Below are 8076 nucleotides of genomic sequence, written 5' to 3'. Positions count from 1 at the left end.
GCCAGGATGAGGCCGCGCGCCTGCACCATGCCGCCCCAGCGGGCCACTTGCAGCATGATGGAGGCGCCGACCTGCACCGTCGGCCCCTCGCGTCCGATCGAGGCGCCGCAGAGCAGGCCGATGATGGTCATGACGATCTTGCCGGCCGCGATGCGCAGCGACAGGAAGCGGGAGCGCTCGGCGTCGTCGCGCAGGTGGCGTGCGGCGATGGCCTGGGGAATGCCGCTGCCCTGAGAGCCTTGCACGAAGCGCGCGGCAATGAAGGCGCACAGGCCGAAGCCCAGGGGCGTCACCAGCAGGGGCAGGAGGCGCAGCCCGTCCTGCCGGCCGGCTATCTCCGAAAAGAGCTGCTGAGCCTCGTCGGCCAGCCGCGCGAAACCGGCGCTGACAAGGCCGATGGCGAGCGCCCCGAGCCAGAAGACCAGCCGCTGCCGCCAGTAGCGCGGCGTGACGACCAGGGCGCGCGAGCGCCGGAGCAATCGCATTTTGCCTGGGCCGCGCACGTCATCCTCTCCGCAAGCCGATATCGGAACAGCCGGCTATAGCAGGATTGCCGCCAGGGGTGTCGAGCGACGACCGGCATGGCAGCCCTGCGCTGTCCGGTGCCCTCTGCCGCTCCGGGAGGCGGCTGGCGGAGCGCGTTCCTAGAGGCTCGCCGCTGCCCGTGCCGCCTGGTCGTACTGGCCGGAGAGGGAGCGCATCATTGCGGCGATCTCGGAGAGTCGGGCCGGGTCGGCTCCGGTGGCGCGGACGGATTTGACCAGGAGCTGCTCGCGGATCTGGGCGTAGCGCCGGCAGGCTTCCTCGCCGGCCGGCGTGACCTCGACGGTCTTTTCCTTGCCCTTGCGGCCACCCTTGAGGAGCTTCAGCCGCTCGAGCTTCTTCAGCGAATAGTTCACCAGATGCGTGTCCTCGATGTTGAGGACGAGGCAGATATCGGCGAGCCGCTTCGGCTTGGCGCGATGGTTGACGTTGTGCAGCACGAGCACATCGAGCGGCGAGAGATCGGCGATGCCGGCCGCCGCCATGCCGCGCACGATCCAGCGCTGGAAGGCATGCACGGTCATGCTGAGCGCGAACTCGAATTCCGAGAGCGCCGGCAGCGCTCCGGATGCGAGATGGCCGGAGGAGACGATGGGGCCGAGATCGTCGGAAAAGGGAGAGGTCATCGCACTCGTCCTGAGTGAAGTCGCTGGGTCATCCGGACAAGCCGCGAAGCGGCGCCGATCCGGGATCCATGCCTGAACCGTTCCGGCATGGATCCCGGGTCTCCCTTCGGTCGCCCGGGATGACCGCGCTCTTGATAGAAGCGTGGCGGAGCCGCTCGCCTCACATCTTCTTGTAGGCGTCGATGATCGCCTGGCCGTCGGCACCGGCCTTCTTCAGCCAGTCGGCGGTCAGCGTCTCGCCCGCCTTCTTGAAGCCGCTCGCCAGCTCCGGCGAGGGCGGCTGCACCTTCATGCCCTTGGCCTTGAGCTGGTCGATGTACCAGCCGGCCTTGTCCTGCCACATCTTCCAGCCGCGCTCCTCAGCGGTGGCGGCGGCCTTGAGGATCGCATCCTGCGTCGGCTTGTCGAGCGCGTTGAAGGCGGCCTTGTTGACGAAGGTGGCGTCCTTCGGGATCCAGGCCTGCACGTCGTAGAAGTGGTCGAGCGATTCCCAGACCTTGGAATCGTAGCCGGTGCCGCCTGACGACATGAAGGAGTTGACCACGCCGGTGGCCAGCGCCTGCGGCAGCTCGGCAGCCTGAATGGTGACCGACTGCATGCCGAGCAACTCGCCGAGGCGGGCGGTGCCGACATTGTAGGCGCGCCATTTAAGCCCCTTCATGTCCTCGACCGTGTTGATGTCCTTCTTGGCGTAGACGCCCTGCGGCGCCCAGGGAACCATGAAGAGGAGCTTGATGCCCTGCGCGTCGAGCTTCTTCTCGATCGCTCCCTTGGAGGCGGCATAGAGCTTCTTCGACTGCTCGAAGCTCGTGGCCAGGAAGGGCACGACGTCGATGCCGAAGACCGGATCCTCGTTCTCGTGGATCGACATCAGGATCTCGCCCATCTGGGTCTKCCCGCTGGCGACGGCGCGCTTGATCTCGGGCGCCTTGAACAGCGCGGCATTGGCATGGACCGTGATCTGGAGCTTTCCGCCCGTCGCCGTCTCCACGTCCTTGGCGAAGAGGGCGAGGTTCTCCGTGTGCGGGTTGTCGGTCGGATAGGCGTTGGGCAGGTTCCACTTGGTCTGCGCCGCGGCGGGGGCGGCCATGGCGAGCGCGCTGACGCCGAGCGCGAAGGCTGCTCCCGTCAAGGTTCTGCGATTGATCATGCTGACATTCCCTCTCTCTGGTTGATTGTGATTGTGACGCTCACCGATCCGGGAAAGCGAGGTTCGGCAGGTACAGCACGATGTCCGGGAAGGTGGTGATGATGATGACGGCGACGTTCAGCAGAAGGAAGAACGGAAAGGCCGCCTTCGCAATCGTCATCGTGTCCTTGCCGCTCATGTTCTGCAGCACGAACAGGTTGAAGCCGACCGGCGGGGTGATCTGCGCCATCTCGACATGGATGACGAGGTAGACACCGAACCAGACGAGGTCGAAGCCGGCTTCCTTCACCATCGGCAGCACGATCACCGCCGTCAGCACGATCATCGAGATGCCGTCGATGAGGCAGCCCAGGATGATGTACATGCAGGTCAGCGCCAGCACGAGCATGTGCGGGGAAAGCGACTGGCCCTTGACCCAGTCTGCGAGCGCCGCCGGGATGCCGGTATAGGCCATCGCCGCCGTGCAGAACGCCGCGCCGGCCAGGATCAGCATGATCATGCAGGTCAGGCGCGTCGCGCTCATTACGCTTTCGAAGAAGGTCGACCAGGTCAGCGTGCCGCTCCACCAGGCGAGGAACAGCGCGCCCGTCACACCCCAGGCGGCGCATTCCGTCGCCGTCGCGAAGCCGAGGACCAGCGACAGGAAGACGGCGGCGATGAGCAGCAGGCAGGGCGCGAGCTTGGCCGATTGCCGGATCTTCGCCATGAACGCCATCGGCGGGTCGCGCGGCGGTATCTTCTTCGGGTTCAGCAGCGACCAGATGATGACGTAGCCCATATAGAGCGCCATCACGAGCAGGCCGGGCAGGAAGCCGCCGAGGAAGACCTGCAGCACGGAGACGTTGGCCGTGACGGCATAGACCACCATCGGGATGGACGGCGGAATGAGCAGGCCGAGCGTGCCGGAGCCCGCCAGCGTGCCGATGCTGATGCCCTCGTCATAGCCGCGCTTCTTCAGCTCCGGCAGGGCGATCTTGCCGATCGTGGCACAGGTCGCCGCCGAGGAGCCGGAGACGGCGGCGAAGATGCCGCAGCCGACGATATTGGTGTGCACGAGGCGGCCCGGCAGCCATTGCAGCCAGGGCGACAAGCCCTGGAACATCTGGGCGGAGAGGCGTGTCCGGAACAGGATCTCGCCCATCCAGATGAACAAGGGCAGCGCCGCCAGCGTCCAGGAGGCCGAGGCGCTCCAGACCGTGGTAGCCATCACCTGTCCGATCGGGACGTCGGTGACGAGGATCATGGCGAGCAGGCCGACAAGGCCGAGACCAACCGCGATCCAGACACCGCTGGCGAGGATGACGACGAGGAAACCGAGCAGGACGATGGAGAGGATGGGAAGGCTCATCGCTCAGACGCCCCCGCCCTGCGCGACACGCTCGATCAGCTCTTCCGTCGTCTTCGGCGGCTCGGGCTCGTAGGTCGGCCTGCCGCCGCGCGCCACGGTGACCCATTCCTCAGCGATGGCGATCAGCAGGATCGCGAGCCCGAGGACCATGCCGCTCTGCGGGATCCAGAGCGGCACGGAAACCACGCCGGTGGACATGTCAAAGAACTGCCAGGAATCATAGGCGAGCTTGCCGGCCTGCCAGGTGAAATAGGCGATGAAGGCGGCCGCGATCGTCAGCGAAACCAGCTCCGCGATCCGACGTGGCCGGCCGTGCAGACGCTCGAGCAACAGCCCGACGCGGATCATCTCGCCCCTCCTGAAAGTGTGGGCGAGGCCGAGGAAGGCCATCGCGACCAGGGACCAGGCGGTGAAGTCGTCGCCCGAAGGCACGTTGAGATTGACCTCGCGGCCGAGCGACAAGAGCATCATCAGCACGAAGATGCCGACGAGGAACAATCCCGCGAGATAACCGGCGGCGAGGTAGAGGAGGTCGAGCGTTCGGCGGGTCATCGCGGCGCCGCTCCCCGCAAGGCGGGGCACACGCCCCTGATTGTCAGGACCGTTCGCATCGTCGCATCCTCCACCTTTCGCTGGAGAGGCCCCTCAGCCTTCTTCCAGCCACAATTGGGATCGTAGCCGGCGAAATCGGCTTGTCAACACAACATCGACGATTTATCGATGAAATGTCGGCGTTGATCACCCGCCGGCAAGAGGCGCGGGGGAGAGCTTTCCGATGACGGCACGCTGGGACTTCTGGATCGATCGCGGCGGCACCTTCACCGACGTGATCGGGCGCGATCCTGCTGGCAATCTCCATGCCAGGAAGCTGCTCTCGGAGAATCCCGGCGCCTATCGCGATGCCGCGGTGCAGGGCATTCGCGATCTGCTCGGCCTGAAGGCCGGCGAGCCCATCCCGGCCGGAGCCGTCGGCGAGGTGCGCATGGGCACCACCGTTGCCACCAACGCGCTGCTGGAGCGCAAGGGCGACCGCACGCTGCTGGTCACCACCAAGGGCTTTCGCGACGCGCTGCGCATCGGCTACCAGGCCCGGCCCGACATCTTCGCCAAGCAGATCGTCAAGCCCGAGCAGCTTTATGAAGACGTGCTGGAGGTCGAGGAACGCGTGCTCGCCGACGGCACGGTCGAGCGCGTGCTCGACGAGGCGGCGGTCCGTGCGGCCTTGCAGGCGCAGTTCGATGCGGGCTTCCGCGCCGTCGCCATCGTGTTCATGCATGGCTACCGCTACAGCGCGCATGAGCAGGCAGCGGCTCGCATCGCCCGCGCAATCGGCTTCCCGCAGGTTTCCGTCAGCCACGAGGTCTCGCCGCTGATCAAGTTGGTTGGGCGCGGCGACACCGCCGTGGTCGATGCCTATCTCTCGCCGATCCTCGGCCGCTATGTGCAACAGGTGTCGGAGGAGCTCGACGTCGCCCGCACCGGCGCGCGGTTGATGTTCATGATGTCCTCGGGCGGCCTCACCGCCGCGGAATTGTTCCAGGGCAAGGACGCGATCCTCTCAGGCCCGGCCGGCGGCGTCGTCGGGCTTGCCGAAACCGGTCGCTCGGCCGGGTTCGACAGGGTGATCGGCTTCGACATGGGCGGCACCTCGACCGACGTTGCCCATTTCGACGGCGAATATGAGCGCGCCTTCGAGACGGAGGTCGCCGGCGTGCGCATGCGCGCGCCGATGATGCTGATCCATACGGTTGCGGCCGGCGGCGGCTCGATCCTGCATTATGACGGCGCGCGCTTCCGCGTCGGTCCGGATTCGGCGGGTGCCAATCCCGGTCCGGCCGCCTATCGCCGTGGCGGGCCGCTCGCGGTGACCGATGCGAACGTCATGGTCGGCAAGCTGATCCCGTCCTATTTCCCGGCGATCTTCGGGCCGAAGCAGAACGAGCCGCTCGATGTCGCGATCGTCCGCAACAAGTTCGCGGTGCTGGCTGCGGAAGTCGGCGATGGCCGCTCGGCCGAGGAGGTCGCGGACGGTTTCATCCAGATCGCGGTCGCCAACATGGCCGAGGCGATCAAGAAGATCTCCGTCCAACGTGGCTATGACATCACCCGCTATGCGCTGAACTCCTTCGGCGGCGCCGGCGGCCAGCATGCCTGCCTCGTGGCAGACGCGCTCGGCATCAAGACGGTGCTGTTGCATCCGTTCTCCGGTCTGCTTTCGGCCTATGGCATGGGGCTCGCCGAGATCCGCTCGACGCGGACGGCCGCGCTCGATGTTGCGCTCGACGGCGAGGCCAAGGCCGCCATCGACGCCGTGGCGGAGAAGCTCGCGGCCGAGACCCGCTCGGAAGTCGCCGGCCAGGGCGTGGCGGAGGGCGATATCGCGATCCATACCCGTGCCCATATCCGCTATGCCGGCACCGACACGGCCATTGCAGTCCCCGCCGGCACGCACGCTGTGATGCAGGAGGCCTTCCAGACCGCGCACAAGGCGCGCTTCGGCTTCATGGACGAGACCAAGGCGCTGGTCGTCGAGGCGGTCGAGGTCGAGGCCGTCGGCGGTGGTGCGAAGTTCGAGGAAGCCTCGGCCGGCGAACAATCGGGCGAGCCGGCGGTGGCCGAGCGCACGCGCTTCTTCGCCAAGGGCGCATGGCACGAGGCGGCGATCGTCCGCCGCGAGGCGATGCAGCCCGGCCAGAGCGTCGCGGGGCCGGCGATCATCATCGAGCCGAACCAGACCGTCGTCGTCGAGGAGGGCTGGAGCGCCAAGCTCACCGCCAAGGACCATCTCGTCCTCGTCCGCGTCAAGGCGCTGGTCCAGCAGGCGGCGATCGGCACCAAGGCCGATCCGGTGATGCTCGAGATCTTCAACAACCTGTTCATGTCGATCGCCGAGCAGATGGGCGTGACGCTGCAGAACACCGCCTATTCCGTGAACATCAAGGAGCGGCTCGACTTCTCCTGCGCGGTCTTCGACCAGACCGGCGCGCTTGTAGCCAACGCGCCGCACATGCCGGTGCATCTGGGTTCGATGGACCGCTCGGTCGAGACCGTCATCGCCAACAACCCGGTGATCAAGCCGGGCGATGTCTACTGCCTGAACGCACCCTATAATGGCGGCACGCATCTGCCGGATATCACGGTCTGCACGCCGGTCTTCGATGCGCAGGACAAGAACATCCTGTTCTGGGTGGCGAGCCGTGGCCACCACGCCGATGTCGGTGGCACGGCGCCGGGCTCGATGTCGCCGCTGGCGACCAATATTGAGGAAGAGGGCGTCTATATCGACAACTTCAAAATCGTCGATCAAGGCCGCTTCTGCGAGGAGGAGCTGGTCAAGCTCCTGACCGGCGCGCGCTATCCGGTGCGCAACGTCGTGCAGAACGTCAACGACCTGAAGGCACAGATCGCCGCCAATGAGAAGGGCGTGGCGGAGCTGAGGAAGATGATCGGCTCCTTCGGTCTCGATGTCGTGCAGGCCTATATGGGCCATGTCCAGGACAATGCGGCCGAGAGCGTGGCGCGGCTTCTCACCAAGCTCCACGACGCCGAATTCACTTGTCCGATGGACCAGGGCTGTGCGATCAAGGTGAAGATCACCATCGACCGCGAGAAGCGCGAGGCGACGGTCGATTTCACCGGCACCTCCGAGCAGCGGCCGGACAATTTCAACGCCCCGGCGCCGGTAACGCGGGCCGCCGTGCTCTATGTCTTCCGCGTCATGGTCGACGATGCCATCCCGATGAATGCGGGCTGCCTCCGGCCGATCAAGATCGTCGTGCCGGAAGGCTCCATGCTGGCGCCGCGCTATCCGGCTGCGGTGGTGGCGGGCAATGTCGAGGTCTCGCAGGCGGTGACGAACACGCTGTTCGGCGCGCTCGAAGCCATGTCGGCCTCGCAGGGCACGATGAACAACCTGACCTTCGGCAACGATCAGTATCAGTATTACGAGACCATCTGCTCGGGTTCGCCGGCCGGTCCCGGCTTCAACGGCACCTCCGGCGTGCACGTCCACATGACGAATTCGCGCCTGACCGACCCGGAGATCCTGGAGACGCGCTTCCCGGTCGTGCTGGAGGATTTCCACATCCGCCTCGGCTCCGGCGGCAAGGGCGAATGGACGGCGGGCGACGGCACCAGCCGCACCATCCGCTTCCTCAAGACGATGGACTGCGCCATCCTCGCCTCGCATCGCAAGGTCCGCCCCTTCGGCGTGAAGGGTGGCGAGCCCGGCGAGCTCGGCAGGACGCTGGTGCGCCGGCTCTCGGGCGCGATCGAGGAGCTGAAGCCTTCCGACCAGACCCTGCTCCAGGCCGGCGAGGCGGTGACGGTGATCACGCCGACGGCGGGCGGCTACGGCAAGCCGAAGGGCTGAAGCTGTGACAATCTTGGGACGTCGGGCGCCTCAGTGC

General features: G+C 66.3%; 6 protein-coding genes. 1 reads left to right on the top strand and 5 read right to left on the bottom strand.

What is annotated here, in order from left to right; translation table 11 throughout:
• The 5 genes from AB4Y99_RS22355 to AB4Y99_RS22335 form a co-directional block, all read right to left on the bottom strand.
• On the bottom strand, window positions 1–485 hold a 485-nt coding region (locus AB4Y99_RS22355; protein WP_441524873.1), incomplete at its 3' end, for a chloride channel protein.
• A gap of 159 nt (window positions 486–644) precedes the next feature.
• Window positions 645–1169 carry a winged helix DNA-binding protein gene (locus tag AB4Y99_RS22350; RefSeq protein ID WP_441524872.1) on the bottom strand — a complete coding sequence of 175 codons (525 nt, stop codon included), beginning with the start codon at window positions 1167–1169 and terminating at the stop codon, window positions 645–647.
• Window positions 1170–1329: 160 nt separating this feature from the next.
• Window positions 1330–2319, bottom strand: coding sequence for a TRAP transporter substrate-binding protein (locus AB4Y99_RS22345; protein ID WP_441524871.1), 990 nt, complete (start codon window positions 2317–2319; stop codon window positions 1330–1332).
• Window positions 2320–2359: 40 nt separating this feature from the next.
• The gene (locus AB4Y99_RS22340) at window positions 2360–3667 is read right to left on the bottom strand and encodes a TRAP transporter large permease (RefSeq protein WP_038359157.1); all 1308 of its coding nucleotides are present in this window, start codon (window positions 3665–3667) and stop codon (window positions 2360–2362) included.
• 3 nt (window positions 3668–3670) lie between these two features.
• Window positions 3671–4219 carry a TRAP transporter small permease gene (locus tag AB4Y99_RS22335; RefSeq protein WP_441524870.1) on the bottom strand — a complete coding sequence of 183 codons (549 nt, stop codon included), beginning with the start codon at window positions 4217–4219 and terminating at the stop codon, window positions 3671–3673.
• Between the two features lie 223 nt (window positions 4220–4442).
• Between AB4Y99_RS22335 and AB4Y99_RS22330 the strand changes: the two genes are divergently transcribed.
• Window positions 4443–8039 (top strand): hydantoinase B/oxoprolinase family protein, encoded by a 3597-nt coding sequence (locus AB4Y99_RS22330; RefSeq protein ID WP_441524869.1) that lies wholly within the window; start codon window positions 4443–4445, stop codon window positions 8037–8039.
• Window positions 8040–8076 lie beyond the last annotated feature (37 nt).

It is taken from the genome of Allobosea sp. TAB14, from assembly GCF_052113865.1.
GTDB lineage: Bacteria > Pseudomonadota > Alphaproteobacteria > Rhizobiales > Beijerinckiaceae > Allobosea > Allobosea spartocytisi.
The sequence above is the reverse complement of the archived record's forward strand: the minus strand, read 5'-3'. Positions and strand labels throughout refer to the sequence as shown.

What these genes read in the sequence shown, in the direction of transcription:
- AB4Y99_RS22350 (WP_441524872.1), bottom strand. Translation starts at nt 1,169, where the DNA reads ATGACCTCTCCCTTTTCCGACGATCTCGGCCCCATCGTCTCCTCCGGC.
- AB4Y99_RS22340 (WP_038359157.1), bottom strand. Translation starts at nt 3,667, where the DNA reads ATGAGCCTTCCCATCCTCTCCATCGTCCTGCTCGGTTTCCTCGTCGTC.
- AB4Y99_RS22335 (WP_441524870.1), bottom strand. Translation starts at nt 4,219, where the DNA reads ATGACCCGCCGAACGCTCGACCTCCTCTACCTCGCCGCCGGTTATCTC.
- AB4Y99_RS22330 (WP_441524869.1), top strand. Translation starts at nt 4,443, where the DNA reads ATGACGGCACGCTGGGACTTCTGGATCGATCGCGGCGGCACCTTCACC.